Source organism: Paracoccus limosus, assembly GCF_009711185.1.
Lineage (GTDB): Bacteria > Pseudomonadota > Alphaproteobacteria > Rhodobacterales > Rhodobacteraceae > Paracoccus > Paracoccus limosus.
Genome location: NZ_WMIF01000010.1, coordinates 12959 through 39266, shown reverse-complemented (window position 1 = coordinate 39266; position 26308 = coordinate 12959). Strand labels below are relative to the sequence as shown.

28 protein-coding genes are annotated in these 26308 nt (G+C 66.9%); 12 read left to right on the top strand and 16 right to left on the bottom strand.

All coding sequences use genetic code 11. The features are described from left to right. The first annotated feature begins 183 nt into the window (after nt 1–183). Nucleotides 184–894, top strand: coding sequence for an outer membrane protein (locus GL279_RS08905; RefSeq protein WP_155064282.1), 711 nt, complete (start codon nt 184–186; stop codon nt 892–894). A 61-nt stretch (nt 895–955) separates the two neighbouring features. Here GL279_RS08905 and pdeM read toward each other — a convergent pair whose 3' ends face one another. From pdeM to GL279_RS08880, 5 genes are read right to left on the bottom strand one after another with little or no spacing between them, the layout of a single operon-like run. Further along, nucleotides 956–1642 carry a ligase-associated DNA damage response endonuclease PdeM gene (gene pdeM / locus GL279_RS08900; protein WP_155064281.1) on the bottom strand — a complete coding sequence of 229 codons (687 nt, stop codon included), beginning with the start codon at nt 1640–1642 and terminating at the stop codon, nt 956–958. Beyond that, a complete protein-coding gene (locus tag GL279_RS08895; RefSeq protein ID WP_343039757.1) occupies nt 1639–4071 on the bottom strand; it encodes a ligase-associated DNA damage response DEXH box helicase in 2433 nt (810 codons plus the stop codon). The genes pdeM and GL279_RS08895 overlap by 4 nt, the downstream gene beginning before the upstream one ends. Beyond that, nucleotides 4068–5612 (bottom strand): cisplatin damage response ATP-dependent DNA ligase, encoded by a 1545-nt coding sequence (locus tag GL279_RS08890; protein ID WP_155064280.1) that lies wholly within the window; start codon nt 5610–5612, stop codon nt 4068–4070. Before GL279_RS08890 ends, GL279_RS08895 begins: the two co-directional genes overlap by 4 nt. Beyond that, the gene (locus GL279_RS08885) at nt 5609–6601 is read right to left on the bottom strand and encodes a ligase-associated DNA damage response exonuclease (protein ID WP_155064279.1); all 993 of its coding nucleotides are present in this window, start codon (nt 6599–6601) and stop codon (nt 5609–5611) included. Before GL279_RS08885 ends, GL279_RS08890 begins: the two co-directional genes overlap by 4 nt. A 49-nt stretch (nt 6602–6650) precedes the next feature. Then, complete coding sequence (locus GL279_RS08880) at nt 6651–7343, bottom strand: helix-turn-helix transcriptional regulator (RefSeq protein ID WP_155064278.1); 693 nt, start codon at nt 7341–7343, stop codon at nt 6651–6653. Between the two features lie 64 nt (nt 7344–7407). Here GL279_RS08880 and GL279_RS08875 point away from each other — a divergent pair, with 64 nt between their 5' ends. Next, nucleotides 7408–8004 carry a glutathione S-transferase family protein gene (locus GL279_RS08875; RefSeq protein ID WP_155064277.1) on the top strand — a complete coding sequence of 199 codons (597 nt, stop codon included), beginning with the start codon at nt 7408–7410 and terminating at the stop codon, nt 8002–8004. Between the two features lies 1 nt (nt 8005). Here the strand turns inward: GL279_RS08875 and GL279_RS08870 are convergent, their stop codons facing one another. The 3 genes from GL279_RS08870 to GL279_RS08860 all read right to left on the bottom strand — a co-directional run bounded on the left by GL279_RS08870 (nt 8006) and on the right by GL279_RS08860 (nt 11001). Continuing rightward, nucleotides 8006–8905 carry a DMT family transporter gene (locus GL279_RS08870; protein WP_155064276.1) on the bottom strand — a complete coding sequence of 300 codons (900 nt, stop codon included), beginning with the start codon at nt 8903–8905 and terminating at the stop codon, nt 8006–8008. Nucleotides 8906–9066: 161 nt separating this feature from the next. Further along, nucleotides 9067–9366, bottom strand: a complete 300-nt coding sequence (locus GL279_RS08865; protein ID WP_155064275.1) for an HU family DNA-binding protein — start codon at nt 9364–9366, stop codon at nt 9067–9069. A gap of 150 nt (nt 9367–9516) precedes the next feature. After that, the gene (locus tag GL279_RS08860) at nt 9517–11001 is read right to left on the bottom strand and encodes an AMP nucleosidase (RefSeq protein WP_155064274.1); all 1485 of its coding nucleotides are present in this window, start codon (nt 10999–11001) and stop codon (nt 9517–9519) included. A 96-nt stretch (nt 11002–11097) separates the two neighbouring features. On the opposite strand from GL279_RS08860, the gene GL279_RS08855 reads away from it, so the two are divergent. Both GL279_RS08855 and GL279_RS08850 read left to right on the top strand, forming a co-directional pair. Next, a complete protein-coding gene (locus tag GL279_RS08855) occupies nt 11098–12099 on the top strand; it encodes an LLM class flavin-dependent oxidoreductase (protein ID WP_155064273.1) in 1002 nt (333 codons plus the stop codon). Beyond that, nucleotides 12096–12944, top strand: coding sequence for an SDR family oxidoreductase (locus GL279_RS08850; RefSeq protein WP_155064272.1), 849 nt, complete (start codon nt 12096–12098; stop codon nt 12942–12944). Before GL279_RS08855 ends, GL279_RS08850 begins: the two co-directional genes overlap by 4 nt. A 43-nt stretch (nt 12945–12987) precedes the next feature. On the opposite strand, the gene GL279_RS08845 is transcribed toward GL279_RS08850, so the two are convergent. The 3 genes from GL279_RS08845 to GL279_RS08835 all read right to left on the bottom strand — a co-directional run bounded on the left by GL279_RS08845 (nt 12988) and on the right by GL279_RS08835 (nt 15676). Further along, nucleotides 12988–13248 carry an I78 family peptidase inhibitor gene (locus tag GL279_RS08845; protein ID WP_246175256.1) on the bottom strand — a complete coding sequence of 87 codons (261 nt, stop codon included), beginning with the start codon at nt 13246–13248 and terminating at the stop codon, nt 12988–12990. 22 nt (nt 13249–13270) lie between these two features. Next, on the bottom strand, nt 13271–13609 hold the full coding sequence (locus tag GL279_RS08840) for a hypothetical protein (protein ID WP_155064270.1): 339 nt from the start codon (nt 13607–13609) through the stop codon (nt 13271–13273). Between the two features lie 156 nt (nt 13610–13765). Continuing rightward, entirely contained in the window at nt 13766–15676 is a 1911-nt protein-coding gene (locus GL279_RS08835) for a potassium transporter Kup (protein ID WP_155064269.1), read from the bottom strand. A 190-nt stretch (nt 15677–15866) separates the two neighbouring features. On the opposite strand from GL279_RS08835, the gene GL279_RS08830 reads away from it, so the two are divergent. Genes GL279_RS08830 through GL279_RS08820 form a run of 3 tightly spaced genes read left to right on the top strand, consistent with a single transcriptional unit; the run spans nt 15867 to nt 18640 of the window. Further along, the gene (locus tag GL279_RS08830) at nt 15867–17372 is read left to right on the top strand and encodes a DUF4118 domain-containing protein (protein ID WP_246175255.1); all 1506 of its coding nucleotides are present in this window, start codon (nt 15867–15869) and stop codon (nt 17370–17372) included. Nucleotides 17373–17375: 3 nt separating this feature from the next. Further along, nucleotides 17376–18077, top strand: coding sequence for a response regulator (locus GL279_RS08825; protein WP_155064267.1), 702 nt, complete (start codon nt 17376–17378; stop codon nt 18075–18077). Further along, nucleotides 18074–18640, top strand: coding sequence for a HutD/Ves family protein (locus GL279_RS08820; protein ID WP_211371287.1), 567 nt, complete (start codon nt 18074–18076; stop codon nt 18638–18640). Before GL279_RS08825 ends, GL279_RS08820 begins: the two co-directional genes overlap by 4 nt. A gap of 11 nt (nt 18641–18651) precedes the next feature. On the opposite strand, the gene bluB is transcribed toward GL279_RS08820, so the two are convergent. From bluB to leuD, 3 genes are read right to left on the bottom strand one after another with little or no spacing between them, the layout of a single operon-like run. Further along, nucleotides 18652–19275 carry a 5,6-dimethylbenzimidazole synthase gene (gene bluB / locus GL279_RS08815; protein WP_155064266.1) on the bottom strand — a complete coding sequence of 208 codons (624 nt, stop codon included), beginning with the start codon at nt 19273–19275 and terminating at the stop codon, nt 18652–18654. Nucleotides 19276–19321: 46 nt separating this feature from the next. Next, the gene (locus GL279_RS08810; RefSeq protein WP_155064265.1) at nt 19322–20389 is read right to left on the bottom strand and encodes an endonuclease/exonuclease/phosphatase family protein; all 1068 of its coding nucleotides are present in this window, start codon (nt 20387–20389) and stop codon (nt 19322–19324) included. Then, nucleotides 20380–20985 (bottom strand): 3-isopropylmalate dehydratase small subunit, encoded by a 606-nt coding sequence (leuD, locus tag GL279_RS08805; protein WP_155064264.1) that lies wholly within the window; start codon nt 20983–20985, stop codon nt 20380–20382. Before leuD ends, GL279_RS08810 begins: the two co-directional genes overlap by 10 nt. A 94-nt stretch (nt 20986–21079) precedes the next feature. On the opposite strand from leuD, the gene GL279_RS08800 reads away from it, so the two are divergent. Beyond that, a complete protein-coding gene (locus GL279_RS08800; protein WP_155064263.1) occupies nt 21080–21697 on the top strand; it encodes a hypothetical protein in 618 nt (205 codons plus the stop codon). Here GL279_RS08800 and leuC read toward each other — a convergent pair. Then, complete coding sequence (gene leuC, locus GL279_RS08795) at nt 21678–23114, bottom strand: 3-isopropylmalate dehydratase large subunit (RefSeq protein WP_155064262.1); 1437 nt, start codon at nt 23112–23114, stop codon at nt 21678–21680. The two genes, GL279_RS08800 and leuC, sit on opposite strands and share 20 nt — an antisense overlap. A gap of 291 nt (nt 23115–23405) precedes the next feature. On the opposite strand from leuC, the gene GL279_RS08790 reads away from it, so the two are divergent. The 4 genes from GL279_RS08790 (at nt 23406) to GL279_RS08775 (ending at nt 25403) form a co-directional block, all read left to right on the top strand. Further along, entirely contained in the window at nt 23406–23639 is a 234-nt protein-coding gene (locus GL279_RS08790) for a hypothetical protein (protein WP_155064261.1), read from the top strand. A gap of 102 nt (nt 23640–23741) precedes the next feature. Beyond that, nucleotides 23742–24173 (top strand): ribosome silencing factor, encoded by a 432-nt coding sequence (gene rsfS, locus GL279_RS08785; RefSeq protein ID WP_343039755.1) that lies wholly within the window; start codon nt 23742–23744, stop codon nt 24171–24173. Nucleotides 24174–24191: 18 nt separating this feature from the next. Next, nucleotides 24192–24659 (top strand): 23S rRNA (pseudouridine(1915)-N(3))-methyltransferase RlmH, encoded by a 468-nt coding sequence (gene rlmH, locus GL279_RS08780; RefSeq protein ID WP_155064260.1) that lies wholly within the window; start codon nt 24192–24194, stop codon nt 24657–24659. 96 nt (nt 24660–24755) lie between these two features. Beyond that, complete coding sequence (locus tag GL279_RS08775; protein WP_155064259.1) at nt 24756–25403, top strand: hypothetical protein; 648 nt, start codon at nt 24756–24758, stop codon at nt 25401–25403. 21 nt (nt 25404–25424) lie between these two features. On the opposite strand, the gene GL279_RS08770 is transcribed toward GL279_RS08775, so the two are convergent. Then, nucleotides 25425–26252, bottom strand: coding sequence for an LOG family protein (locus GL279_RS08770; protein ID WP_155064258.1), 828 nt, complete (start codon nt 26250–26252; stop codon nt 25425–25427). Nucleotides 26253–26308 lie beyond the last annotated feature (56 nt).

Sequence of the window (26308 nt, the reverse complement as noted above, 5' to 3'; positions counted from 1 at the left end):
AAGCATCCTCAGGTTGATTGTGGCAGGAATGTCTCATCCGCCGGCTTGGAATTTTCGCACCGTGGATGTTCTGTTGCGACGGGACAAAAGCGGACCCATCTGTTTACCGAATACGGCAGCAGACGCCTGATCCAAACCTTCGTGAACGTCGGTGTCTGTGCAAAAGAATTAGGAGATTTGGACATGAAGATGAAACACATCGCCGCCCTTGCTGGCTCCATGACCGTCCTGGCCGCCACCGCCCATGCCGGTGGCTATGTGCCCCCCGTCGTCGAACCCGCTCCGGCCGCGCCGATCGTCATCGAGCAGCCGGTCGGCGACTGGCAAGGTGGCTATGCAGGTGCGACGCTGGGCTATGCCTTTGGCGGCAAGGACCGCGTCGGCCTGACCGACAGCGCCAGCGACAGCCTGCTGGGCAATATCGGCGAGCTGAAGCTCAAGGGCGCCAACGCGGGTGTCCGCGCCGGTTACCGCTGGCAGAAAGACCGCTGGGTGTTCGGCCCGGAACTGGGCTTTGAAGGCGGCGACATCAAGGGTGACACCGATGGCAGCATCGGCGGCACCGATTTCTCGGCCGAATCCAAGATCAAGAACGTGCTCGCGCTGCGCTTCAAGACCGGCTACACCGTCGCGCCCGACACTCTGGTCTATGGCATCGCCGGCGTCGCACGCGCCGATGTCGACTACTCGCTGAACGACATCAGCGATGACTACAAGAAAACCGGCTACATCGTCGGTCTGGGCGTCGAAAAACAGCTCAACGAAAAATGGTCGGTGACCGGCGAATACGAATACGCCAACTTCGGCAAGGAAAAGCTGGACTTCAATGGCCTGACCACGGAAGCCAGCGCCAAATACAACAACCTGAAAGTCGGTGTGAACTTCAAGTTCTGATCCGCCTCAGGCGCATCTGTTGCAAGGGGCGGCCATGGGCCGCCCCTTTTGCATTCCGGCCTCAGCGCCGGCGCCGGATGGCGGCCGATGGGCGCGGCGCCCCGACCGGCAAGACCAGTGGCCGGCTGCCACAGGCGATGGCAAGACCGCGTGGCACCACCGCCGCCAAGGCCGGGTCGTCGCAGTCAAGCCCGCCGGTATAGGCGCCAAAAGCCGGCAGGATCAGCCGCCGCGCGCCCAGCAGAAAGGCCCGCCGCCGCTCGCCCGCCAGCCGCACGACCGGGTGGAAATGCCCGCAGATCTGCGGCTCGGGGATGGTGTCGCAAGGCTCATGGCACAGCACCGCCCGACCCAGCGCCAGCTGCCCGACCAGCCGCCCCGGCAAGCCCTGCGGCACGGCGGGATCGTGGTTTCCGGCCAGCCAGATCCAGTCGCGCGCCCGTGCCAGCGCCTGCAGCCGCGCCAGAACCGCCTCGTCCAGCGCCGGCACGGCCGCCATGTCGTCGAAGGCATCGCCAAGGCTGACGATGACCTGCGGCGCCAGTGCGTCCACCTCGGCCGCCAGCCGCTCCAGCGTCGCCAGCCCCTCATAGGGCGGCAGCAGCGGGCCACCACGCCGGGCCAGCCGCTCGGATTTGCCCAGATGCAGGTCGGCCACCACCAGCAGGCCGCCCTCGGGCCACCACAACACGCCCGAGCCGCGCGCCACCAGCCGCAGGCCGTGATAGTCAAAGCCATGGCCGCTCATGCGAAATCCTGCAAACCGGCCTCGGCCATCAGCGCCTCGGCCTCGATCCGGGCCAGCCGCTCGCGCCCCTCGCCCCGGATCGGCACGCGGCCCAGCTCCAACAGCAAGGGCGCGGCCAGCGGCGACACCCGCGTCAGGATGCGATGGTCGCGGCGGGGCGAGCGGTCCAGCATTTCCTCGATCCTTCCGAAATCCACCAGACCCCGACCGGCCTCCTCTGCGGTGACGCGCAGCAAAAGATGGCCGGGATCATATCGGCGCAGGGTATCGTAAAGGATATCGCTGGAAAACGTCGCCTGCCGCCCGGATTTGCGCAGCCCCGGCATATTGCGCTGGATCAGCCCGGCAATGGTCGCGACATTGCGAAAAGTCCGCTTCATCACCGCATTGTCGCCCAGCCAGTCGCCCAGGCCTGCCCGCAGCCGCGCCCCGTCCAGCAAGGGCGCGGGATCGGCGACCTGATCCAGCGACCAGACCAGCAGCGCGTAATCCGTGGCCAGAAACCCCAAGGGGCCCAGCCCCGCCGCCTCCATCTCTCGCGTGATCAGCAGACCCAGCGTCTGCAAGGCATTGCGCCCGGCAAAGCCATAAAGTGCGAAATGCCACAGCCCGGCATGGGGAAAGCTTTCCGACAGCAGCAGCCCCGGCTCGGGCAGACGCGAGACCTCGGCCTGCCGGGCCAGCCAGTCGCGGGTGTCGGGCGGCAGGTCGTCATGGCGCGCAGGATCACCGATCAGCGCCAGAACCCGATGCGCGAGTTGCGTCGACATGGCCAGCTTGACCCCGGAATAGACCGCGATCCTGGGCTGCCGGCCAGGGTCGGGCGTCACCTCGACCACCATCTCGCGCAGCGCGTCCATGCGCACCACGCGCCCCCCGATCAGAAACGTATCCCCGGGCACGAGGCTGGCCGCGAACCCCTCCTCGACCTCGCCCAAGGGCGCACCGCCGCGGCCGCGCAGCCGCACCTTCAGCATCTCGGCCTCGACGATGGTGCCCACATTCATCCGCAGCAGCCTGGCCGCGCGCGGGTCGCGCAGCCGCCACAGCCCGCCCTGCAGCATCAGCCGCTGCCAGCGGTCATAGGCGCGCAGCGCATAGCCGCCGGTCGCCGCAAACTCCAGACAGGCGTCGAAATCGGCGCGCGCCAGCCCGTGATAGGGCCCGGCCGTGCCCACCTCGGCAAACAGCGCATCGGCATCGAAGGGCCCGGCACAGGCGGTCAGCAGGATATGCTGGCACAGCACGTCCAAAGGCCCCGGCCCGCGCGGCGCGCCATCCAGATCGCGCGCCTTGACCGCCTGCAGCGCGGCCACGCATTCGATCTGCTCAAAGCGGTTTGCCGGCACGATCCGCGCCACCGAGGGCGCGTTATAGCGGTGGTTCGCCCGGCCGATGCGCTGCACCAGCCGCTTGACGTTCTTGGGCGCGCCGATCTGGATCACCAGATCCACCGCCCCCCAGTCGATGCCCAGATCCAGACTGCCGGTCGCGACCACGGCGCGCAATTCGCCCGCGGCCATCGCCGCCTCGACCCGCTGGCGCTGCTCGCGCGCCAGACTGCCGTGATGCAACCCGATCGGCAGATTCTCGTCATTGGCCGCCCATAGCGCCTGAAAGAACAGCTCGGCCTGCGCCCGCGTATTGATGAAAATGATGGTGGTCCGCGCCGCCTTCACCGCCGCCAGCACCTCGGGAATGGCATAATGCCCACCGCCCCCAGCCCAGGGCGCGGGCCGCGCGGTCGGCAGTATGGCGATATCGGGATCCGGCCCCGAATCGGCCTCGACGATCTCCACCGGACGAGCGCCGGCCATGAACCCCGCCAAGGCCTGCGGATCCTCGACCGTGGCCGACAGCCCGGTCACCCGCAGATCCGGCGCCAGTGCCCGCAACCGCGCCAGTCCCAGCATCAGCTGATCGCCGCGCTTGCTCTCGGCCAAGGCGTGCAATTCATCCAGCACCACCCGCCGCAAGCTGCCAAAGATCGCCGGCGCCTCGGGATAGCTCAGCATCAGGGCCAGACTCTCGGGCGTGGTCAGCAAGATCTGCGGAGGGTCAATCCGCTGCCGCCGCCGCTGCGCGGGGCCGGTGTCGCCGGTCCGGTCCTCGATCCGCAGATCCAGCCCCAGCTCGGCCACCGGCCGCGCCAGATTGCGCGCAATATCCGCCGTCAACGCCTTCAGGGGCGACACATAAAGCGTATGCAGGCCAACCCCGGCCCTTTCACCATTTTCCAAATACCCATCCGGCCCCGCCACCGGCGCAAGCTCCACCAATGAGGGCAGGAACCCCGCCAGCGTCTTGCCGCCACCGGTCGGCGCGATCAGCAGGCTGTCGCCCTCGGCCGCCAGCAGCGCCAGCTGATGCGGATGCGGCTGCCAGCCTTGGCACACGAACCAGTCCTGAAACAGCTCCGGCAGGATCACAGCATCGCCTCCAGCACCGCCAGCCGGTCCGCCTCGGCGGCGGGCTTGTCCCAGCGAATGCGGCTGATACGCGGAAAACGCATGGCCACCCCCGATTTGTGGCGCGAGGACCGGTTCAGCCCCTCGAAGGCCACCTCGACGACCAGCTTCGGCGCCAGCGCGCGCACCGGCCCATAGCGTTCGACGGTGTTCTGCCGGACAAAGCGGTCCAGCTCGCGCAGCTCGGCATCGGTAAAGCCGAAATAGGCCTTGCCGACCGGCACCAGCTCCGCCCCGTCCCATAGCCCAAAGGTAAAGTCGGAATGAAAACCCGACCGCTTGCCATGCCCGCGCTGCGCATAAAGCAGCACCGCATCGACCACCATCGGATCGCGCTTCCATTTGAACCATGGCCCGCGCGGACGGCCCGAGACATAAAGGCTGTCTCGGCGCTTGATCATCACGCCTTCGATCACCGCCGCCGGCGGATCGGCGCGCAGCGCCGCCAGCCCATCCCAATCGCCAAAATCCAGAAGCGGCGAGATGTCGATACGCGGATCAAGAACCGCCGCCTCCAGCACCGCCCGCCGCGCGGCCAAAGGCTTGGCCCGCAGGTCGCGCCCCTGCCAGATCAGCAGGTCGTAAAGCCGCAGCCCCGCCGGGTGGCTCGCCAGCAGCGCCTTGCCCACCGCCTTGCGGTTCAGCCGTTTTTGCAGATCGCCAAAGGGTGCCACCTCGCCGCCGCGCCGCACGATCAGTTCACCATCCACGGTGCCGTCGAAATCCATCGCCTCGACCACATCGGGGAAGGCATGGGAAATATCCTCGCCGGTTCGGGAATACAGCCGCCGCACGCCGCCCTCGGCCACCGCCTGCACGCGGATGCCGTCCCATTTCCACTCGGCCAGATACTCTGCCGGATCCAGCGCACGCAGCTGATCCAGATCGGTGGGCGTGGACAGCATGACGGGCCGGAACGGCGCCAGCGCCGCGCTTTCGGGCCGCGCGCCGCCGCCGATCCAGTGAAACAGCGGTGCATAGGGCGGGCTCAGTCCGTGCCAGATCTCCTCCAGATCGCCGACCTCGGGGGCGCCCATCTGCGCCAGCGCCAGCCGCGCCATGCGGGCCGACAGGCCGATGCGCAGATTGCCGGTGGCCAGCTTCAGAAAGGCCAGCCGCTCGGACGGGCCCAGCCGGTCCAGCATGCCGGCGATGGCGGCGGGCAGCCCGGCCTTGCCGGTTGTCATCAACAGCGTCACCGCCTGCGACAGCGGCGGGTCGTCCTCGGCCCCCTCGGGCCAGATCAAGGCGATGGTCTCGGCCAGATCGCCGACGAAATCGTAAGACAGCGCCAGCAGTTGACCGTCGATCCGCTCGGCCGCAAGCCCGCGCAGCAGCGACGGCGTGACCCGGCGCAGCTCCAGCTCGCCGGTCAGCGCGGCCAGCGCCCAGCCGCGATCCGGGTCGGGGGTGCGTTGCAGATAATGCTGCAACAGCTGCAATTTCGCATTGCGCGCCGGGGTAAAGGCCAGCCGTTCCAGCAGCGCGGCAAAGGCCTTCATTCCTCGGCCTCATCCTCATAGCCGACCAGCCGCAGCGGGCGGGCCGGGATCTGCGCCAGCTCGCACCAGCGGATCACGCCCTCTTCTGTGCCATGCGTCACCCAGACCTCGGCGGGTGCCAGCTCGGTCAGGGTGCCGGTCAACATCGGCCAGTCGACATGGTCGCTGATGATCAAGGGCAGTTCGACCCCGCGCTGCCGTGCCCGCGCCCGGACCGCCATCCAGCCCGAGGCGAAGGCCAGCACCGGATCGCGGAACCGCTGCACCCATGGGCTGGCGAATGCCGAAGGCGGCGCGACGACCAGCTGCGCCGCGACCTCATCGGCGGTCGCCGGCACCAGCACCCCCAGATCGACCCCTTGCGAAACGTAATAGTCACAAAGCCCCGCCAGCGCGCCATGGATGGCGATGGGTGCGTCATGGCCCGCGGCCCGCAGCAGCGCGATGACATGCTGCGCCTTGCCCAGGGCATAGGCGCCGATCAGATGCGGGCGCTCGGGAAATTCGGCCATGCTGGCCATCAGCTTGGCGATCTGGGTCGCGGGATCTGGAAAGCGGAACACCGGCAGGCCGAATGTCGCCTCGGTCACGAAGACATCGCAGGGCACCGGCTGGAACGGCAGGCAGGTCGGATTGGGCTGGCGCGTATAGTCGCCCGAGACCACGATCCGGCGCCCGCCTTGCGTCACCGCGATCTGGCTTGAACCCAGCACATGGCCGGCAGGATGAAAGCCGACGGTGACATCGCCGATGCGCATTTCGCCCATGGCCTCTTGCGTGGCGCCGGCGAAATCCGGGCCCATGCGCAGGCGCATGATGTCCAGCGTCTGCCGGCTCGCCATGACATGACGATGCCCGAACCGGGCATGGTCGGAATGGCCATGGGTGATCAGCGCCCGCTCGACCGGGCGCAGCGGGTCGATGTGAAAGCGGCCTGCGGGGCAATAAAGCCCGTCCTTGGTCGGAAGCAGGATCGGATCGGCGCGCATGATGCGAAGATGTGGAACATTTCGTGAAAATCAACCCAAAGCCAACGCATCACGCCGGGCATCGGGTCCGCTGCACGACGTAATCCCGCAACAAGGCCACCCGGCGCGGGCGAAAGCTGGTGCCGCCCGGCTGCATCGCAAGGATGCTGGGCACATGGAACAGCCGGTAATCGCCGCGCAGCTGGCACATCGCCAAAAGCAGCATGTGATTGTCGGAATAGGACAGGCCCAGCGGCCAGATCTCGCGCGTGCTGCGCTGCCCGGTCTTGTCCTGATAGTCGATGATCAGGCTCTGCTCGTCCCACAGCGCCTGCCGCAACAGCGCCATGTCCACCTGCGGCGCCGGCCGTTCGGTCAGGGGGCGGAACAGCCGCATCGTCGTATGCAGCGCGTGGCGGCCCTGCGATTCGGGCAGGGTGGCGATGATGCGCGCCAAGGCATCCTCGCCCGCGCGGGTCAGGGCGTCGTCGCCCAGCGCCCGCAGGCCGGAAATCGCCAGCAGCAGCGCCTCGATCTCCAGCCGCGAAAAGCTCTGCGGCGGCAGGGCGCTGTCCTCGGTCAGGGTATAGCCCAGACCGGCGGCGCCATCGATCAGCGCGCCGCCCGCGCGCAGCGTGGCGATGTCGCGATACAGCTGGCGCGGCGACACGCAGGTTTCCTCGGCCAGCCGCGCCGCCGTCACCGGTTGCGGCAGACGGCGCAGCGTATCCATCAGGCGCATCAGGCGATCGGTGCGGGACATGCTGTCATCTTCTGTCAGGAGGCAGGGCCTATTGCTAGGCGCATCAACCTATCGGAGACAAGTCATGCTGACAGTTTATCATGCGCCGCGAAGCCGCTCGACCAGCATCGTGCAGCTGCTGGCCGAGTTGGGCACCGGCGATCAGGTCCGGGTCGAGCGGGTGAGCATCATCCGTCAGGACGGCAGCGGCGCCCGCGATCCGCGCAACCCCCATCCCGAGGGCAAGGTGCCCTATCTGACCGATGGCGCCGATCACGTCCGCGAACGCGCCGCCATCATCATCTATCTGACCGACCGCTTTCCGCAGGCGGGACTGGCACCGCTGCCCGGCGATCCGCTGCGCGGGCAATACCTGTCGTGGATGGTCTGGTATCAGGGCGTGTTCGAGCCGGTGACGATCCTGTCCTGGGCCGGGCTCGATCACCCGGCGGTCAAGGCCTCGCTGCGCGATTACGACACCGCCCTGCAGCGGCTGGACGAAACCCTGTCGCGCCAGCCCTATCTGCTGGGCGCGGACTATAGCGCGGCGGATCTGCTGTGCTCGGGGCCGTTTGCGTGGTTCGGCGATGCCCTGCCCGCGACCCCGGCGGTGCGCGACTGGGTCGCGCGCTGTCAGGATCGCGACACGGTGCGCGCACTGACCGCAGCCGAAGGCCGCTAGATCAGCGCACCGCGGGCGCCGGGGCGGCTGGCGTGGCGGGAATCCGCGCCAGCTGCACCATCAGGATGCCGGCCGCGACGATCAGCGCGCCGATCACATCCGAGGCGCCAAAGCGTTCGCCCAGCAGCGCGGCGGCGATGGCCACGCCAAAGATCGGCGACAGAAAATGGAAAGTCGCCGCCCGCACCGCACCGATCCGGGCCACCAGCAGGAACCAGATCCATGTGGCGATGATGCCCGGCACCAGCACCGAATACAGCATGGCGCCGATCAGCTCGCCGCTCCATGCGACGGGGCGGTTCCATTCCCACAGCAATGCCGGCAGCAACAGCACCACGGCACCGACCGCCATCTGCAAGCCGACGATCATCATCATGTTGCGGCTGCCGCCGGCACCGCGCGCGGCCAGCGTGGCAAAGGTCAGCGCGATCACGCTGCACACGCACAAAAACACGCCATGCAGGTCCAGCCCGTGTTTCAGCCGCACGCCCATGATGATGGTGACGCCGATCACCCCGGCGATCAGCCCGACCACCGCCATCGGCCGCAGCCGCTCGCCATGGATCGCCCAGCCAAGAAAGGCCACGATCAGCGGCATGGTCGAGGCGATGATGGCCGAGACCGAGGCCTCGACATATTGCATCGCCACCCAGGCAAAGCCCAGATACAGCGCGTTCTGGCACAGGCCGAACAGCAGGACCGTGCGCCACTCGGCCCGGCTCAGCCGCCAGCTTTGGCCCAGCGCGCGGGCAAAGCCGATGGCGATGATCGCCGACAGCGCGAAACGCAGTACCAAAGCGGTCAGTGGCGGCGCGGCCAGCACCGCGATGCGCGTCGCGGTAAAAGCCGAGGCCCAGAGCAGCGCAAAGCTGACGCCCATCGCAATGGCCTTGATATCCATGGCCGCCCTCCGTTCCGGTTGCTTCATCGAAGGGGTTAGCAGATGGACCGACCATCGCAAGCGGAAAGCCCGACCCGGCGCGGGGGCCCGGATGCCGGCCCCAAAAACGAAAAGGACCGCGCAGGATTGCGCGGCCCCTTGATCGGCGATCACGCCCCGGATCAGGCGTTCACGCTGTCTTTCAGCGCCTTGGCGATGGTGATCTTGACCACCTTGTCCGCCGGCTTGGTCATCATTTCCTGCGTCTGCGGGTTGCGCACCTGACGTTCGGGACGGGCGCGGCAGGCAACCTTGCCGATACCCGGCAGGGTCAGAGCACCGCCATCCGCGACGGTTTTCGAAACGACGGCCGAAAGCGCATCCAGCGCCGCAGCGGCGGTTTTCTTGTCGCTGCCCATTTCTTCGGCCAGCGTAGCAACCAGCTGGGTCTTGGTCATCGGTTTCGAAGCGGCCTGAGCCATAGTCTGTCTCCTCTGTGTTTCCCGTTCGGGAAATTTTCGGACGCCACCTTGGCGGCACGTTTGCCGCTACACAAGCTTTTTGCGCGCATTTCAAGCGTTTTCGGCGGTTTTCCCCAGCAAACGCAGCGAAACCCCACCATGCGCGCAATTCTAAAGAAAGGCGGTCTCGTTGAAGGAACGCAACTTTCGCGAGTGGATGCGTTCCAGCGGCGTGGCGCGCAGCTTTTCCATCGCACGGATTCCGATCAGCAGATGGTTCGCCACCTGCGTGCGATAGAATGCCGTGGCCATACCGGGCAGCTTCAGCTCTCCGTGCAGGGGCTTGTCGCTGACGCACAGGAGCGTGCCATAGGGGACGCGAAAGCGGAAACCGTTGGCGGCGATGGTGGCGCTTTCCATGTCCAGCGCGACGGCACGCGACTGCGACAGGCGCTGCACCGGGCCGGACTGGTCGCGCAACTCCCAGTTGCGGTTGTCGATCGTGGCGACCGTGCCCGTGCGCATGATCGCCTTCAGGTCATAGCCGTCCAGCTGCGTGACCTCGGCCACCGCCTCTTGCAGCGCGACCTGCACCTCGGCCAGGGCCGGGATCGGCACCCAGACCGGCAGATCGTCGTCCAGAACGTGATCTTCGCGCAGATAGGCATGGGCCAGCACGAAATCGCCCAGCGACTGGCTGTTCCGCAGCCCCGCGCAATGGCCGACCATCAGCCAGGCGTGCGGGCGCAGCACGGCGATATGGTCGGTCGCGGTCTTTGCGTTCGAGGGGCCGACACCGATATTGACCAGCGTGATGCCGTCGCCATCGGCGCGCTTCAGGTGATAGGCCGGCATCTGCGGCATCTTGGCGCCGGTCGCGATCACATCCTCGGGCCGTTCCAGCATCTGGTTTCCGGGCGCAACAAAGGCAGTGTAGCCGGAATTCGGATCGGCCAGCGCGCGGCGGGCAAAGGCCTCGAATTCGTCGACATAGAACTGGTAGTTGGTGAACAGGACAAAGTTCTGGAAATGCTCGGGTAGGGTCGCGGTGTAATGCGACAGCCGCGCCAGCGAGTAATCGACGCGCTGCGCGGTAAAGGGCGCCAGCGGCTGGCTGCCATCCGCGTTCAGCCCGCCGGTGCCGTTCACGATGTCGTCATTCATCGTATTCAGGTCGGGCACGTCGAACACGTCGCGCAACGAGAATTTCAGCACGCCTTCCTGCGGCACGTTCAGATCGCTGCGCGTTGCCACCGCGAAATGCACCGGCATCGGCGTGTCGCTGTCACCGATCAGCACGCCGATGCCGTGGTTCTTCATCAGCAGGCCGATCTGTTCGGTCAGATAGCCGCGAAACAGGTCGGGCCGGGTGACCGAGGTGGCATAGACACCCGGCACCGCGACGTGACCAAAGGACAGGCGCGAGTCGGTCTTGGTGTGGCTGGGCACGATCATGCGCACTTCGGGATAAAAGGCGCGATAGCGCGCGCGCGGCACCTCGCCATCCAGCGTGCGGATAAAGCGGTCCAGCAGAAAGCCCGAGGCACGGTCGTAAAGCGCGATCAGCCGCGCCACCGCCGCTGCCGGATCGTCGAACAGAGCCCGCTCGGCGCGTTCCGGCATCTCCAGCGGCAATCCCCGATTGACCTCAAACATCCGCGCACTCCTGTTTTCGGCGACAGTGCCAGTGCAGCAAGAGGCTGGCAAGCCGGCTCGGGCCTTCCTATCTGACAGGGCAAAGGAGCATTCACCATGCGTTTCTCGATACTCGATCTGGCAGTGGTGGCCGAGGGCTCGGACGCGCGCCAGGCCATCGCCAATTCCGTTGCGCTGGCGCAGGCGGCCGAGGGCTGGGGCTATCACCGCTTTTGGCTGGCCGAGCACCACAACATGGCCGGCATCGCCAGCGCGGCCACTTCGGTGCTGATCGGCCATGTCGCCGAACATACGAAATCCATCCGTGTGGGCGCGGGCGGCATCATGCTGCCAAACCACGCACCCTTGGCGATTGCCGAACAATTCGGCACTTTGGCAACGATCCACGGCCCGCGCATCGACCTTGGGCTGGGGCGCGCACCCGGCGGCGATGGCGCGGTAATGCATGCGCTGCGGCGCGGCCATTCCCGCAACGAGGATTTCCCGAACGATGTGGTCGAGCTGATGCGCTATCTGGGCCCCGCCCAGCGCGGCGTGCCGGTCGCAGCCCATCCCGGCCAAGGCACCGGGGTGCCGGTCTGGATCCTTGGTTCATCGCTTTACGGCGCCAGCCTCGCCGCCGCGCTGGGGCTGCCCTATGCCTTTGCCAGCCATTTCGCGCCGGGCGATCTGGACGAGGCCGTGGCGCTTTACCGCCACCGTTTCCAGCCGACCGAGTTCGGCGACAAGCCGCGATTCATGCTGGCCGTCAACGTGATCGCCGCCGATACCGATGCCGAGGCGCAGCGCCTGCGCACCAGCCAGCAGATCAGCTTTGCCCGACTGCGGCTGGGAATGCCGGGGCTGTTGCCGCCGCCGGTCGATGACATTCTGGACGCGGTGCCGGTGCGTATCCTGCCGACCGTCGAACATGCGCTGTCGGTCAGCGCGGTGGGCGCGCCCGAGACGGTTGCCGCCGAACTGGACCGGCTGATCGCGCGCCACCAGCCTGATGAGGTGATCGTGGTCGGCAATATCTTTGACCAGACGGCCCGCCACCGCTCGTTCGCCATTGCAGCCGAGATCCTGCGCGCGCGGGCCGAGGCACAGCCGGCATGAGGGCGCTGGTCCTTGGCCATGGCTACAGCGCCGGCTTCCTGACGCCCCTGCTGCGGGCCGAGGGCTGGCAGGTGCAGGGCACCACGCGCGGCACCCCCGAGCGCGTGGCCGCCGCCGGGGCCGAGCCGCTGCTCTGGTCCGATGCCGAGGCGATCCGCCGGGCGATTGCCCATGCCGATGCGATTCTGGTCAGCGCCGGCCCCGAGGATGGGCGCGATCCCACGCTTGCGACCTACGGCGCGGCGCTGACAGCCGCGCGGCCGGCTTGGCTGGGCTATCTTTCGACGACCGGGGTTTATGGCGATCATCAGGGCGGCTGGGTCGATGAGGAGACGGCGCTGACCCCTTCGACCCGGCGCGGGCGCGAACGCGTCGCGGCCGAGGCCGAATGGCAGGCGCTGGCCAGCGCCCACGGATTGCCCCTGCACATCTTTCGGCTGGCCGGGATCTATGGCCCCGGACGCGGGCCGTTCGCCAAGGTGCGGGCCGGCACGGCGCGCCGCATCGTCAAGCCTGGACAGGTGTTTTCCCGCATCCATGCCGAGGATATCGCGCGCGCGCTGCTGGCCTCGATCCATGCGCCGCGCGCAGGCGCGATCTACAACCTGTGCGACGACGACCCGGCCCCGCCCGAGGATGTCATCGCCCATGCCGCCGAACTGCTGGGCCTGCCCCTGCCCCCGGCCGAGAATTACGCCACAGCCGAAATGACGCCGATGGCGCGCAGCTTTTACGCCGAAAGCAAGCGCGTCTCGAACCGGCGGATGAAACAGGAGCTGGGGGTGGTGCTGCGCTATCCCGATTATCGCCGCGGGCTGGCGGCCATGCTGGCGCAGGCGGACTAGTCGATGGAGGCAACCGGCGGCGCAATCGCCGCCGGCGCCGCGATCAGTAGCAGGAGATCTTTTCGATCAGACCTGTCCTGCCTGTTTCGATGTTCAGGCGGTCGGGCCGGAAATCCATCGTGACCGGCTGGTTCGGGCCGATGATACGGCTGCCAGGCGGCAGGCTCATGCGTTCGGCAACCTCACTCGGCTGGCCGATCAGCCCTTGCAGGCTGGCGGCGGTGCAGCCGGGCGCGACGGGCGGTTGCGGCGGCGCGACGGGTTCCTGGGGTTCGACACAGCCCAGAAGCAGCAGCGGGGTCATAAGAATGGCATAGCGCATGGGATCAGCCGCAGTCGATGTTGTAGATGTTGCCGGCCGCATCCAGACGGAAGACGATGCGCAGCGGGTTATATTCCTGCGGCTCGATGCCACGATATTCCACCACTCGGAATTCGCGGGTGATGCCCAGACCCGGGATCACCGTGCCCGGCTGGCCCAGCGCCGAGATATAGGTCTTGGCGTGGCAGGCATCAGGCTCGCGCGAGGTCAGGCCGCTGACGCCGGCGACCGGGGTGACCGGAACCGGGTCGACCACGGCGACGGGCTCTGGCGCGGGGGCAGGTGCCGCCACGCAACCGGACAGCGCGGCAAGGGCGGCAAGGACGAATAGGGGTCGGATCATCGCGTCGTCATCCAGCATGCAAGGTAAAATTGTGGGCGTATCATAGGTGCGCCGGCGCGGATTGAGAAGGCGGCACGGAAAATCCCGCCCGATCGTGATGTTGTGGCATCTGGGCACCCCGCCCCGGCGGCAGGATGCCCGGCCCGGCGGCCAAGGTCAGATGTTCATCTGCGTGCCGATTTCCACCACCCGCCCGGCGGGGATGCGGAAATAATCCGAGGCGCCGGCGGCATTGCGCGCCAAGGTGATGAACAGCTTGCCCTGCCATGTCGGGATGCGCGAGCGGGTCGAGATGCGGATGCGCCGCCGCGACAGGATGAACGAGGTCGCCATGATGTCGAATTTCCAGCCCTGCTTGCGGCATTGCAGCAGCGCCTGCGGCACATCGGGATCCTCGGCATAGCCGTAAAGCAGCGCGATGCGGCGGAAGCGGTCGTCGATCTCTTCGATCCGCACCCGGTCCTCCAGCGCGACGCGCGGCACCTCGGCGGTCTGGATGGTCAGGATCACGTTCTGCTCGTGCAGCGACTTGAAATGCTTGAGGCTGTGCAACAGCGCCGCCGGCGTCAGGTCGGGGGTCGAGGTCAGGAACACCGCCGTGCCCGGCACCGTGGCAATCGAGGCCGATTTCGAGATCTGCGCCAGCAGCGTATCCAGCGGCAGCTCGGCCTCGCGGTCCTTGATCACCACGATGCCGCTGCCCCGGATCCAGCTGGCCATGATGATCAGCATGACCGCCGCGATACCCAGCGGCACATAGCCGCCCTCGGCGATCTTGATCAGGTTGGCGCCAAGGAAGGTCAGGTCCAGCAGCAGGAAGGGCAGCATCATGCCGACCGCCAGCCACAGCGGCAGCTTCCAATGCTTGTAGGCCACGATGATGGCCAGTGTCGCCGTCACCACCATGGCGCCGGTGACGCTGATGCCATAGGCCGAGGCCAGCGACGAGGACGAGCCGAACATCACCACCAGCGCCAGCACCGCCAGCATCAGCCACTGGTTCACGCCCGGCAGATAGATCTGGCCCTGATGCGCCTCGGAGGTATGACGGATCTTCATGCGCGGCAGCATGTGCAGTTGCACTGCCTGCTGGGTCAGCGAGAAGGCTCCGGTGATGACCGCCTGACTGGCGATGATGGTGGCCAGCGTCGCCAGAACCACCACCGGCAGCAGCGCCCAGCCCGGAAACATCAGAAAGAACGGGTTCTCGATGGCATGGGGCCGCGACAGCACCAGCGCGCCCTGCCCGAAATAGGTCAGCAAAAGTGCGGGAAAGGCCACGAACAGCCAAGCGACCTGAATCGGTTTCTTGCCGAAATGGCCCATGTCGGCATAAAGCGCCTCGGCCCCGGTGACGGCCAGAAACACCGCGCCCAGCACCACAAGCCCCAGCTTGCCGTTGTCGAGCACGAAGAACACCGCATGCGCCGGGTTGACCGCCGAGAGCACCTCAAGATCCTGCAGCATCCAATGCGTGCCGGCGGCGGCCATGACCAGAAACCAGATCAGAGTGACGGGGCCAAAGAATCGCGCCACCGCCTCGGTGCCCCGATTCTGCACCAGAAACAGCGCGATGATGATGGCGATGGCGATGGGCTCGATGAAGGGATCGACCTCATGGGTCACCAGCTTCAGCCCCTCGACCGCCGACAGCACCGAGACCGCCGGCGTGATCGCGGCATCGCCATAAAACAGCGCCGCGCCGATCATGCCGAGCAGCAGGATGGCGCGGTTGTGCCGGCCCATGGCGCGCTGCGCCAGCGCCAGAAGCGACAGCGTGCCGCCCTCGCCCTCGTTGTCGGCGCGCAGCAGGATCAGGACATATTTCACCGTCACGATCAGGATCAGCGCCCAGACGATCAGCGACAGCACGCCCAGCACATCCTCGCGCAGGACCTGACCATGGGTCGCGCCGGCCGCCAGCATCGCCTCGCGAAAGGCGTAAAGCGGCGAGGTGCCGATGTCGCCATAGACCACGCCGATCGCGGCAAGGGACAGCGACATCAGGCCGGGACGCTTGTGTGAATGGGCCGGGGTATCGGTCAGATCAGTATCCAGACTGGCCATATAATCCTACCTAGCGCCGGGACTCGTCCGGCAGAAGCGCAGATTGCCCAAACCGGCATAAAGGTTCGACGGGGATTCCGCGCCGCGGCGTAAAGTTTTCGTAAAGACCATGGACAAGGCGTCTCGCTTGTCGCCAGATCCGGGCATGAATCGCATCGATCCACCCCGCCTTCGCAACGACCGTTGCCTGATGAGCACGCCCAGCTTTGGCGGCGTGCTGGGGGCGGCGATGATCCTGCTGCTGGTGGCGGTGGGGGTCGGCTCGGCCCGGCACATCCTGCCGGAATCGGTGGCGGTGCTGCTGTTTCTGACCGCCGTGCTGGTCTCGGCTGCGGCCTTTGGCTTCTGGGTTGGCATCGCCAGCGCCTTTGGCGCGCTGATCGGCGTCAACTTCATGTATGTCGAGCCGCATTTCACCCTGCATATCGCCCGCCCCGAGGACATCATCAAGCTGGCGGTGTTTCTGCTGGCGGCGGCGATCACCGGGCTGATTTCGGGTCGGCTGCGCGAACAGGTCGATGCCGCCGAGGGACGCGCGGCGGCGCTGGAGGTGCTGTCGCAGGTCTCGGCCGAGCTTGCCGCCGCGCATAGCCCCTCCGAGGTGGCGCGGGTGGCGGTGCGGCATCTGAACGCGCTGGCGCATGGGCCGGCGCTGGCGCTGGGGCCGATGGAAGGCCAGCTGCGCGTTCTGGCCTCGGAGCCCGAATCCTATCTGCCCGAAGCCAGCGAGCTGGAGGCCGCCGATGTGGCCTGGCGGCGCGGACGGGCGGAGTTCGCATCGGCGCAAGGCTGGAGCGGCTCGAAGCTGAGCTTCTATCCCTTGGGCAACCATATTCCCGGCCAGCCCCCGAACCAGCGCAGCCCGGTGATCGGCCATGCCCGCATCGCGCCCGACAGCCGCGACCGCGCATGGCGCGAGCAGGCGATCGAGGTGATCCTGCGCCAGACCGGGCAGGCCCTGCAGCGGCTGGCCCTGACCGAAGAGGCCGAGGCCGAGCGCCGCCGCGCCGCCAGCGAAGAGATGCGCGCCGCGCTGCTGGCCTCGCTGTCGCATGACCTGCGCACGCCTTTGGCCACTATTCTGGGCTCGGTGACGACGCTGCGGGAACTTGGCGCGACGTTGTCGCCCTCGGCGCAGTCCGACCTGCTGGCCGCCATCGAGGAAGAAACCGAGCGTCTGGGCCGCTATGTCGAAAAACTGCTGCAACTGACGCGGCTGCAATCGGGCATGGAGGTGCATCTAGCCTGGGTTGATGCCGGCGACGTGGCGCAGGCCTCGGTCGCGCGGGCGCGCCGGGCCTGGCCCAATGCCCGGATCGAGACGCAGCTGCCGGCGCTGCCGATGATCCGAGCCGAGGTCGGTCTGCTGGAACAGGCGCTGTTCAATCTGATCGAGAATGCGGTGAAATACGCGCCCGGCGTGATCCGGTTGCAGGCCGAGGTGCAGGGCAACGAGATGGTGCTGTCGGTCGCCGACCGGGGCCGTGGCTTGCCCGGGCCGATCGCCGAATGGCTGGCCAGTGACGGCATGACCCGCCCGCCGCTGGGCGCGGGTCTTGGCCTGCCGATCAGCAAGGGCATCGCCACCGCGCTTGGCGGCCATATCCGCGCCGCGCAGACGCCGCAGGGCGGCGCGGTGCTGGAAATCCGCCTGCCCGTCCCGCCCGAACACGGCCCCGCCGGACCGCAGGCCTGAGCCATGAGCGCAAGGCAGACCATCCTGATCGTCGATGATGAGCCGCAGATCCAGCGCTTTCTGGGCCATGCCCTGACCGCTGCCGGCTATGACACCATGCTGGCCGCGAGCGGACAGGAGGCGCTGTCGCGCATCGCCGCGCATGAGCCCGACCTGTTGATCCTTGATCTGGGCCTGCCCGACATGAACGGCAAGGAGGTCATCGAACGGCTGCGGTTGCGTTCGGCGCTGCCGGTGATCGTGCTGTCGGCGCATGATCAGGAGATGGAAAAGATCATGGCGCTGGACCTTGGCGCCGATGATTTCGTGGCCAAGCCCTTTGGCATCGGTGAGTTGCTGGCGCGGCTGCGCGTCAGCCTGCGCTCGCGCCGCAATCCGGCCCGCACCGACCAGATCCGTCAGGCCGGGCTGCAAATCGACCTTGGCGCGCATCAGGTCAGCCGCGATGGCGAGCTTTTGCGGCTGACGCCCAAGGAGTTTGACCTGCTGGTGGCCTTGGCCTCGAATGCGGGACGGGTGATGACGCATCGCAAGCTGCTGGATCAGGTCTGGGGCCCGGCGCATGTCGATGACGTGCCCTATCTGCGCGTCTTTATCGGCCAGCTCCGGCAAAAGCTGGAGCTGGACCCGGCACGGCCGGCGCTGATCCTGACCGAGCCCGGCGTCGGCTATCGCTGGGCCGAACCCGAGGGCGCGGCGCAATGACCCTGCAAGTGCTGCGCGCCGCCGACCATCGCTGCATGCCGTGGAAGAACGGGCGCGGCGAAACCACCGAGATCGCCATCTGGCCGCCGACCGCAGGGCTGGACGGGTTCGACTGGCGCATCAGCATGGCCGGCGTGGCCGAGGATGGCGATTTTTCGATCTTTCCGCAGATCGACCGCAGTCTGGCGGTGCTGTCGGGCGATGGCATCGAATTGCAGGTGCAGGGGCTGGGCCTGCATCGGCTGACGCTCGCGACACCGCCTTTGGCCTTTGCGGCGGATGTGCCGGCCTCGGCCCGGCTGCTGGGCCAGCCGATCACCGATCTGAATGTGATGACCCGGCGCGGGTCATGGTCGCACCGCCTGCTGCGCGGGACCGACGATCCCGGACCGGACACCGCCGACTGGACGCTGGTTCTGGCTGCCCGCGCGCTGGAGCTGCCCGGACCCGCCGGGCCGCTGACGCTGGCGCCGCTGGATGCGCTGCTGTGCCACGGCCCGGCGTCCGGCGTGTTCCCGCCGCGCATCGAGGGCGCATGGCGGGTGCAGATCAGCCGCACCTAGCCGCCGCCCGGCTAGCGCCGCAGCCAGTTCCGCGTCAGGTTCTTTTGCCAGCCGGTGCGGTCCAGCAGCGGTGTGTCATCGTCGATCTCCGGCCAGCCCAGACACAACCAGGCCGAGAACTCCCAATCCGGCGGCATGTCCAGCAGCGCACCGACCCGCTGGGGGTCGAGGATCGACACCATCCCCAGCCCCAGATTGCGCACCCGCGCCGCCAGCCACAGCGTATGGATCGCCATGGCGGTGGACTGGTGCAGGGTCTGCGGCATGGTCGCGCGGCCCAGTCGGTGGCCTTCGTCGGGGTCAATGCGGGTAAACACCGCCAGTTGCAGCGGCGCGCGGTCCAGCCCGGCCAGCTTCAGGGCCTGATAATCCTCGCGCTGCCGGCCGTGGTATTGCGCCGCCGCCGCGGCATTGCAGCGCGCGAACTCGGCCCGCAGCGCGGCGCGCAGGGCCGGATCATCGACCCGCACCACCTGCCATGGCCGGGCATTGCCGACCGAGGGCGACCGCTCCATCGCCTCGGCCAGTTCCTCGACCAGCGGCTCGGGGATCGGATCGGGGCGGAAATGCCGCACATCCCTGCGCCATTGCAGAATGCGGTGCAGGGCCGCCACATCCTCGCGTCCGAAATTCATCCTGATGACCTTTCACGCGACAGTGGACCGCAGGCGGACAGGCCCGTCAGTCGGGCGCATCCGCAGGCGGCCAGTCCAGATCGACCCAGACGAGCCGGTGGCTCGACGCGGTCAGCGCCAGTTTAGCAAGCGGCCCCTCTGCCGGCCAGATCACGCCCGAGCCCAGCACCTTCAATCCCTGCTGCGGCAGGACGTAATCCACCCGCAGGTTGCCGGGTGGCCGCTCATCGGGCCAGTCGCCGGTGTCCAGCGCCGGATCGCCCTTTTGCCCGGCGTTCACTCCTGCTCCGCCGGCCTGCGCCCCGCCGTCGCTGCGCGGTTGCGTGTCCTGCACCTTGTCCATGATCCGCGCCAGCGCGCCCGGATCGCCAGCGCTGTCCAGCGGGTCCATGTTCAGCTTGCCCGCCAGCACGAAGGGCTGCGCCGGCAAATGGCCCAGCCAAAAGGCCAGCTCGTCGTGATTGCGCCGGGCATTGCGGTCGCCGCGCCCGAACACCGGTGGCGAGGCCGACATGGCCAGCAGATGCAGCGGCTGGCCCGCCACCGTCACCACCACATCCCAATGCCCGGTCGAGGACAGCCGCTGCGCCGCAGCCACTTCGGGCGAGGTGTCGGGCATCCTGTTGCCGGGCAGATCGCGCCACAGCCTGTCGCTGTAATCGACCACCGGGCCCAGCGGGTGGCGCGACAGCAGGACCATGCCGCCCTGCCCGGTGAAGCGCCCGAAGCCCTGCTTGTCATCCGCCGTGCTCCGCCGGCCGTCGCCGTCCAGATCCAGCCCGGTCTCGACACCGGCATTCGGGCGCGGGGCAAAGACATGCGGATAGTCCAGCCCGGCCTCTGCAAGGCGCTTGCGGAACGCCGCCAATGCGCGGCCATCATAGTCCCAGTCGAACCCGGTCAGCAGCAGCACATCGGCGCGCGCCTCGGCGATGATGGCCACGACCGCGTCGATCTGCGCGTCCTTGCGTCCCAGATCGCGAAGCAAAAGCCCCGGCCCGTCGCGCGACAGGTCGGGGCTGTAGCTGGCGATCCGCAGCGGCGCCGCCCCGGCGGGCAGGCCAAGGCCTGCTCCCGCCAGCAGCGCCGCAAGGACAAGCGCCCTCAGACCCAAGGGCGGCTCTGCGCCATCTGGGTTTCGTAACTGGCGATGACCGGGGCCTTTTCCATGGTCAGGCCGATGTCATCGAGGCCGTTCAGCAGGCAATGCTTGCGGAACGGGTCCACCTCGAAGGCAAAGCTCTGCCCGTCCGAGGTCGTCACGGTCTGGTTTTCCAGATCGACGGTAACGCGGGCGTTCGCGCCCTTGCCGGCGTCCTCCATCAGAACATCGACCACCTCTTTCGGCATGACGATGGGCAGGATGCCGTTCTTGAAGCAGTTGTTGTAGAAGATATCGGCAAAGCTGGTCGAAATGACGCAGCGGATGCCGAAATCCAGCAGGGCCCAGGGCGCATGCTCGCGCGACGAGCCGCAGCCGAAGTTGTCGCCGGCGACGATGATCTGGCTGTCGCGATAGGCCGGCTGGTTCAGCACGAAATCGGCGATTTCGCTGCCATCGGGGTTGAAGCGCATCTCGTCGAACAGGTTCTTGCCCAGACCCGAGCGGTGGATCGTCTTCAGGAACTGCTTGGGGATGATCATGTCGGTGTCGATATTGACCAGCGGCATGGGCGCCGCGATGCCGGTCAGGGTGGTGAATTTGTCCATTTGCTTCCTCGCAGAATTGACTGGCCGCGCAGGTGGCAGGCCGTTAACCTTTATGGCGGCGACAGATGTTTTCCGCCGCAAGGGTGATTTTCAGATGTTTGGTTTCACGAGTTTCGCAGCCCTGCGCGCCTGCATTGCGCAGCAATGGTCCCCGGGAATCGGCGATCCCGATGTCACGGGCTGGCTGACGGTGCTGTCCTATCTGGCCTGTTTCGTGCTTGCACTGCGCGTGACGATGCGCAACCCGCCCGGCACGGCACGCGGCCTGTGGCTGACGCTGGTGCCGCTGCTGGGCTTTCTGGCGATCAACAAGCAGCTTGACCTGCAAACCGCGCTGACCGCGACTGGCCGCTGCATGGCCCATGCCGAAGGCTGGTATGACAACCGGGCACTGGTGCAGATCGGCTTTATCGCCGGGCTGATCCTTGTCGTGCTGCTGGCCCTGCTGCTGGCCCTGCGCTCGCTTCGCGGTCGGCTGCGCGGCAACGGGCTGGCCCTTGTCGGGCTGGCCGTGCTGTGCGGCTTTGTGCTGGTGCGGGCGGTGGGGTTCCATCACGTGGACAGCCTCATCAACATGGATTTCGCGCGGATCAAGTTCAACTTCTGGTTCGAGAACGCCGGGCTGGTCCTGATCGCGATCAACGCGCTGCTGTTGCTGCGGCGAGGATCACCCCGCCGCCAGCCGCAGCAGGTCACACCGTCTCGGCGATGACCTCGCGCACATCGGTCAGGTGACCGGCGATCCCGGCCGCTGCCGCCATGACCGGCGACATCAGATGGGTGCGGCCGCCACGGCCCATGCGGCCCTCGAAGTTGCGATTCGAGGTCGCGGCGCAACGCTCGCCCGGTGCCAGCTGGTCGGGGTTCATGCCCAGACACATCGAGCAACCCGCCAGACGCCATTCGAAACCGGCATCGGTAAAGATCTTGTCCAGACCCTCTTCTTCGGCCTGCAGACGCACCAGACCCGAGCCGGGCACGACCATGCCGCGCACGCCGTCAGCCAGATGCTTGCCCTTGAGGATACCTGCTGCGGCGCGCAGATCCTCGATCCGGCCGTTGGTGCAGGAGCCGATAAAGACCGCGTCGATCTTGACCTCGTTCAGCGGCGTGCCGGGTTTCAGGCCCATATAGTCCAGCGAGCGGCGCGCCGCCTCGACCTTGCCGCCTTCAAAGTCCTCGGGGGCGGGAACCTTGTCGGTGATCGCCACCACATCCTCGGGCGAGGTGCCCCAGGTCACGACCGGAGCGATGTCTTCGCCGCGGATGGTAATGACCTTGTCCCAATGCGCGCCTTCGTCGGTGAAGAGCGTCTTCCACCAGTTGACGGCGGCTTCCCATGCAGCGCCTTTGGGGGCGTGCGGGCGGCCCATGCAGTATTCATAGGTCTTTTCGTCCGGGGCGATCAGGCCAGCGCGGGCGCCGCCTTCGATCGCCATGTTGCAGACGGTCATGCGGCCTTCCATCGACAGATCGCGGATCGCTTCGCCGCAATATTCGATGACATAGCCGGTGCCGCCGGCGGTGCCGGTCTTGCCGATCACGGCCAGCGTGATGTCCTTGGCGGTGACGCCCGGACGCAGCTTGCCGGTGATTTCCACCTTCATGTTCTTGGATTTCTTCTGGATCAGCGTCTGCGTGGCCAGAACGTGCTCGACCTCGGAGGTGCCGATGCCATGCGCCAGCGCACCAAAGGCGCCATGCGTCGCGGTGTGGCTGTCGCCGCAAACCACGGTCATGCCGGGCAGGGTCCAGCCCTGTTCGGGGCCGACGATATGCACGATGCCCTGACGCACATCGCTCATCGGATAGTAGTTCAGGCCGAATTCGCGGGCGTTCTTGTCCAGCTCGGCGACCTGGATGCGGCCTTCGGGGTTCTCGATGCCGTTCACGCGGTCGGCGGTCGTGGGCACGTTGTGGTCCGGCACGGCGATGGTGCGCTCGGGCGAATGAACCTTGCGGCCGGCCATGCGCAGCCCTTCGAAGGCCTGGGGCGAGGTGACCTCATGGACCAGGTGGCGGTCGATATAGAGGATGCAGGTGCCGTCCTCTTGCCGGTCGACGACATGGGCGTCGAAGATCTTGTCGTACAGCGTGCGGGGCGCGCCCGCGTTGGTGTTGCCGGTCATGGCTTTCTCTTTCCGAAAGAGTAGCTGGGATTGGATTGCACGAGGGTCGCACAGGGCGGCAGGGGCGCACATGCGCCATCGTCCGTCAAAGTCGGGCGGTGACGGACAGGCTTTCGCCGTAGAACCGGCCCGGCAGGCGGGCGCGATCATGGATGTCGAAATAGACGAATCCTTGCATGTCGGCTGTTTTACGCCTGCCGCGCCGGGTTTTCAACATCGCGCACGAGGGTGTTAATTCTCTGTTCGGCTTCGGGGTCTAAGTTGCGCGGCACAACCATCGACGAGGCAAGCATGGCGATTCGGATCCTCTTTCGGCTGATGCCCTTGATCTGCGTGGCGATTTTCACGCTGACGGTCTTTGTGCTGGATCATCCCGACGACCGCGCGCAGGAAATCCAGCGGCGCGAGACGCGGCGACTGGCATGGGAAACCGGGCTGGTCCAATGCCCCGACCCATGGGGAAATCTGCCTTTGGCCGCCTGTCTGGCCGGAAATTCGCCCAGAAATCCGCCCAGCCTGCATTGAGCAGGGCGGATTCCATGTTACATTGCAAGAACCCGGCGCCGGGGAATTGCGGCGCGATGACCGGAGGATGAACCCCTGTCCAATACCGCTTCGCCGGCCTCCGTGCCGGCTGCGCCCGCTGCGGAAACAGATCTGACCAGCGATCAGCTTCTGGACCGCATTCTTGCATCGCTGGATGATGACAAGGCCGAGGATGTCGTGACCATCGACCTCCGCGGTCGTTCTGCCATGGCCGACCACATGGTCATCGCCTCGGGCCGCAACGCGCGTCAGGTGGCTGCCATTGCCGAAAAGCTGGTGCAGCGTCTGAAGCAGCAGACCGGTCGCGGTGCCCGCATTGAGGGCCAGGAAACCGGCGACTGGGTGCTGATCGATACCGATGACGTGATCGTCCACGTCTTCCGCCCCGAAGTGCGCGAATTCTATCAGCTGGAAAAGATGTGGATGCCGGCGGATGCGCTGCGCTCCGCCACGCTGGACCGGATGCGCGCCGATCATGCCGCCGACGAGGCGGCGCGCCGCCCGCAGGCCTGAACCGGGCCTGCTGCGCGAATGCGTATGGTCATTGCTGCGGTCGGGCGGCTGCGGAATGGCCCCGAGGCGGCGCTTATCGCCGATTACCTCGACCGTCACGCCAAGGCGGGCCGCGCGCTTGGCCTGCCCCCGGTGACGCTGGCCGAGGTCGAGGACAAGCGCGGCGGCGGCATGGAGGCCGAAGCCCCCTTGCTGGAACGCGCGATCCCCGCCGGAGCCGCGCTGGTGGTGCTGGACGAGCGCGGCAAGCTGCTCAGCTCGCCCGAATTTGCCGAAGTCATCGCAGGCTGGCGCGATCAGGCGCGCGACATCGTCTTTGTCATCGGTGGCGCAGACGGGATTTCGCCGCAATTGCGCGACCGCGCCGATCTGGCGATCAGCTTTGGCCGCATGGTCTGGCCGCATATGCTGGCCCGCGTCATGCTGGCCGAACAGATCTATCGCGCCACCACCATCCTGTCGGGCAGCCCCTATCACCGGGTGTAAAGGCTTTGTTAAAATCCTTGGCAAAACCGGCGCGGCAATCTGCGGCGCAGGATCTACAATACCATGGTGTATTTGAACGAATCCCACAGGTGCGCCATGATTCCCTCACCCATCTCTGCGCTGTCGGGTCCTGCGGCGGTGACGGTCACCGGGCAATCCCCGCCGGGCTCGGCGGCGAATTCCTCGCTGTCGGACGATGACCGCCGGCATCTGCGCCCGCTGACGGCGCTGTCGCAATCCGATCCGGCCGAAGCCGACAGCCGCATCATCGGCCCGCATGTCGGCCCCCTCGCCCGGCAGAACGACAAGGACCGGCAGCACAAGCAGCGCCACGACAATGAGGCCGACCAGCCGCAGGACCAGTTCCTGCTGAGCAGTCAGGCCGTGGACCGGCTGATCGAGACCGATCCCGCGCTGGAGCGGATGATCCGCAGCGAGATGGCACGCGAAACCGGCAAGGACAAGGATGCGCCGGTGGATCAGGCCGCCTTTCGCGCCAAGGTGATCGAATATCTGAAATCTGTCTATGCCGACGACCCGGCTTTCCAGCGCGCGCTGAAAAAAGGCACCATCGTCGTGCGGCAGGTCAGCGAGGATGGCGACCCCGAACTGCAGCCGCAGCGCACCTATACCATCTATCGCAGCGGCGCGATGGAGGGGGCGGCCAGCGAAAGCGCCGGCTCGGACCACCCCGGCAAGGATAGTGTCGGCCGCCATGATTTCATCGCCTGGTGGCCGCAATAGCCACCGGCGACGGGCTTGCGCTCAGGCGCAGTCCTCGACCCAGCTGTCGATGATGGACGCGGCCTCTTCGGCCGTCTCGACGAAACTGATCAGGTCCAGATCCTCGGGGCTGATCGTGCCGCATTCGGCCAGCTCCTGCCAGTTGATCGCCGTCTTCCAGAATTCGACGCCGAACAGGATAAAGGGGATGCGCTTCATCCGGCCGGTCTGGATCAGGGTCAGCGCCTCGAACATCTCGTCCAGCGTGCCGAACCCGCCCGGGAACACGGTCACCGCCTTGGCCCGCATCAGGAAATGCATCTTGCGGACGGCGAAATAGTGGAAATTGAAGCACAGGTCCGGCGTCACATAGGCGTTCGGCGCCTGTTCATGCGGCAGCACGATCGACAGCCCGATCGACACCCCGCCCGCGTCCGAGGCGCCCATATTGCCCGCCTCCATCACGCCGGGGCCGCCGCCGGTGCAGATCACATTCTCGGCGCCATAGCTGACCAGGCTGCGCTCGGTCATGATCCGGGCAAAGCGCCGCGCCTCGTCATAATACTGCGACAGCTCGGCCAGTTTCGGGGTGCGGGCGCTGTCGCGGCGGTCGGGCGCCGGGATGCGGGCGCCGCCGAACATCACGATGGTCGAGCGGATGCCGCGGGCATCCATGATCATCTGCGGCTTCAGCAGTTCAAGCTGCAGGCGGACCGGGCGCAGTTCTTCGCGCAGCAGGAATTCATTGTCGGTAAAGGCCAGCCGATAGGCCGGGGCACGGGTCTGCGGCGTATCGGGGATCTTGCGCGCGGTAACGGCGTCCTGATGGCTGTCGCGGAACGGGTGGCTGCGCTCGTCTTCTTCGATCATCTAAACCTCTGGTGCAGGCTGCGGGCGGATTGCGCGACCGCAGGCCCCGGCTTATA

Excerpts from the sequence above, each read along its gene's own strand:
- leuC (WP_155064262.1), bottom strand. The coding sequence starts at position 23,114 with ATGACCGGCAACACCAACGCGGGCGCGCCCCGCACGCTGTACGACAAG.
- GL279_RS08870 (WP_155064276.1), bottom strand. The coding sequence starts at position 8,905 with ATGGATATCAAGGCCATTGCGATGGGCGTCAGCTTTGCGCTGCTCTGG.
- GL279_RS08875 (WP_155064277.1), top strand. The coding sequence starts at position 7,408 with ATGCTGACAGTTTATCATGCGCCGCGAAGCCGCTCGACCAGCATCGTG.
- GL279_RS08775 (WP_155064259.1), top strand. The coding sequence starts at position 24,756 with ATGATTCCCTCACCCATCTCTGCGCTGTCGGGTCCTGCGGCGGTGACG.
- rlmH (WP_155064260.1), top strand. The coding sequence starts at position 24,192 with ATGCGTATGGTCATTGCTGCGGTCGGGCGGCTGCGGAATGGCCCCGAG.
- GL279_RS08905 (WP_155064282.1), top strand. The coding sequence starts at position 184 with ATGAAGATGAAACACATCGCCGCCCTTGCTGGCTCCATGACCGTCCTG.
- GL279_RS08845 (WP_246175256.1), bottom strand. The coding sequence starts at position 13,248 with ATGACCCCGCTGCTGCTTCTGGGCTGTGTCGAACCCCAGGAACCCGTC.
- GL279_RS08830 (WP_246175255.1), top strand. The coding sequence starts at position 15,867 with ATGAGCACGCCCAGCTTTGGCGGCGTGCTGGGGGCGGCGATGATCCTG.
- bluB (WP_155064266.1), bottom strand. The coding sequence starts at position 19,275 with ATGAATTTCGGACGCGAGGATGTGGCGGCCCTGCACCGCATTCTGCAA.
- GL279_RS08850 (WP_155064272.1), top strand. The coding sequence starts at position 12,096 with ATGAGGGCGCTGGTCCTTGGCCATGGCTACAGCGCCGGCTTCCTGACG.
- GL279_RS08790 (WP_155064261.1), top strand. The coding sequence starts at position 23,406 with ATGGCGATTCGGATCCTCTTTCGGCTGATGCCCTTGATCTGCGTGGCG.
- GL279_RS08825 (WP_155064267.1), top strand. The coding sequence starts at position 17,376 with ATGAGCGCAAGGCAGACCATCCTGATCGTCGATGATGAGCCGCAGATC.
- leuD (WP_155064264.1), bottom strand. The coding sequence starts at position 20,985 with ATGGACAAATTCACCACCCTGACCGGCATCGCGGCGCCCATGCCGCTG.
- GL279_RS08880 (WP_155064278.1), bottom strand. The coding sequence starts at position 7,343 with ATGTCCCGCACCGATCGCCTGATGCGCCTGATGGATACGCTGCGCCGT.
- GL279_RS08890 (WP_155064280.1), bottom strand. The coding sequence starts at position 5,612 with ATGAAGGCCTTTGCCGCGCTGCTGGAACGGCTGGCCTTTACCCCGGCG.
- GL279_RS08860 (WP_155064274.1), bottom strand. The coding sequence starts at position 11,001 with ATGTTTGAGGTCAATCGGGGATTGCCGCTGGAGATGCCGGAACGCGCC.
- GL279_RS08855 (WP_155064273.1), top strand. The coding sequence starts at position 11,098 with ATGCGTTTCTCGATACTCGATCTGGCAGTGGTGGCCGAGGGCTCGGAC.
- GL279_RS08800 (WP_155064263.1), top strand. The coding sequence starts at position 21,080 with ATGTTTGGTTTCACGAGTTTCGCAGCCCTGCGCGCCTGCATTGCGCAG.
- GL279_RS08770 (WP_155064258.1), bottom strand. The coding sequence starts at position 26,252 with ATGATCGAAGAAGACGAGCGCAGCCACCCGTTCCGCGACAGCCATCAG.
- GL279_RS08840 (WP_155064270.1), bottom strand. The coding sequence starts at position 13,609 with ATGATCCGACCCCTATTCGTCCTTGCCGCCCTTGCCGCGCTGTCCGGT.
- GL279_RS08820 (WP_211371287.1), top strand. The coding sequence starts at position 18,074 with ATGACCCTGCAAGTGCTGCGCGCCGCCGACCATCGCTGCATGCCGTGG.
- GL279_RS08885 (WP_155064279.1), bottom strand. The coding sequence starts at position 6,601 with ATGCGCGCCGATCCGATCCTGCTTCCGACCAAGGACGGGCTTTATTGC.
- GL279_RS08865 (WP_155064275.1), bottom strand. The coding sequence starts at position 9,366 with ATGGCTCAGGCCGCTTCGAAACCGATGACCAAGACCCAGCTGGTTGCT.
- GL279_RS08835 (WP_155064269.1), bottom strand. The coding sequence starts at position 15,676 with ATGGCCAGTCTGGATACTGATCTGACCGATACCCCGGCCCATTCACAC.
- pdeM (WP_155064281.1), bottom strand. The coding sequence starts at position 1,642 with ATGAGCGGCCATGGCTTTGACTATCACGGCCTGCGGCTGGTGGCGCGC.